The following is a 1,369-nucleotide window of genomic DNA, read 5'->3' as shown; positions in this document are numbered from 1 at the left end:
CGCCATAGCGAATCCCCCTAATGGACGGGATTACTTCTTCATCTGGTTGGCTTTTTCGACAGCTTCGTCGATTGAACCGACCATGTAGAAGGCCTGTTCCGGCATATCGTCGTATTCGCCAGCGAGAATACCCTTGAAGCCACTAATCGTGTCTTTCAATGAGACATACTTACCTGGTGAACCGGTGAACACCTCGGCCACGAAGAACGGCTGCGACAAGAAGCGCTGGATTTTACGCGCCCTAGATACGGCCAGCTTGTCTTCGTCAGACAGCTCATCCATACCCAGAATGGCGATAATATCCTTAAGCTCCTTGTAGCGCTGAAGAACGTTCTGCACACCGCGAGCGATCGCATAGTGCTCTTCACCCACTACCAGCGGATCCAACTGTCGTGAGGTGGAATCCAGCGGATCAATGGCCGGGTAGATGCCCAATTCGGCGATTGAACGCGACAGTGATACCGTGGCATCCAGGTGAGAGAACGTCGTAGCCGGCGACGGGTCGGTCATGTCGTCGGCAGGCACATAGACGGCCTGGACGGAGGTGATCGAACCGGTCTTGGTCGAGGTAATGCGCTCCTGCAGAACGCCCATCTCCTCCGCCAGCGTAGGCTGATAACCTACCGCTGACGGCATACGGCCCAGCAATGCAGATACTTCCGTACCAGCTAGGGTGTAGCGATAGATGTTATCGACGAACAACAGAACGTCACGGCCTTCATCACGGAATTTCTCTGCGATGGTCAAACCGGTCAACGCCACGCGCAAACGGTTGCCTGGCGGCTCGTTCATCTGACCGTAAACCAGCGATACCTTATCGATAACGTTGGATTCAGTCATTTCGTGATAGAAGTCGTTACCCTCACGCGTACGCTCACCCACACCGGCAAAAACAGAGTAGCCGCTGTGTTCGGTGGCAATGTTGCGGATAAGCTCCATCATGTTAACGGTTTTACCAACACCGGCACCGCCGAACAGGCCAACTTTACCGCCTTTCGCAAACGGGCAAACCAAGTCGATAACCTTGATACCGGTTTCCAGCAGCTCGCCGGAGGCGGCCTGCTCGGCATAGGTTGGTGGCTTGCGGTGGATAGGCATACGCTCTTGTTCGCCGATCGGTCCTGCTTCGTCAATCGGCTCGCCAAGTACGTTCATAATACGGCCCAGCGTCTCCTTACCTACCGGTACGGAAATCGCGGCACCTGTGCTGGTCGTTTCCATGCCACGCTTCAAGCCCTCGGTGGAGCCCATAGCAATGGTACGCACCACACCGTCACCCAGCTGCTGCTGGACTTCGAGGACGGTCTCAACATCGGAGACCTTTAGCGCGTCGTAGACCTTGGGCACAGAGTCCCGCGGAAACTCTACG

1 protein-coding gene is annotated in these 1,369 nt (G+C 55.7%); it reads right to left on the bottom strand.

Translation table 11 applies throughout. The features are described from left to right. Positions 1–30: 30 nt before the first annotated feature. Positions 31–1,369: F0F1 ATP synthase subunit beta (gene atpD, locus ACTH5D_RS14195; RefSeq protein ID WP_441672348.1), on the bottom strand; the 1,339-nt coding region annotated here is incomplete at its 5' end.

This window comes from Halomonas sp., from assembly GCF_052095695.1.
Taxonomy (GTDB): domain Bacteria; phylum Pseudomonadota; class Gammaproteobacteria; order Pseudomonadales; family Halomonadaceae; genus Vreelandella.
This window is presented reverse-complemented; position numbering and strand designations above follow the sequence as displayed.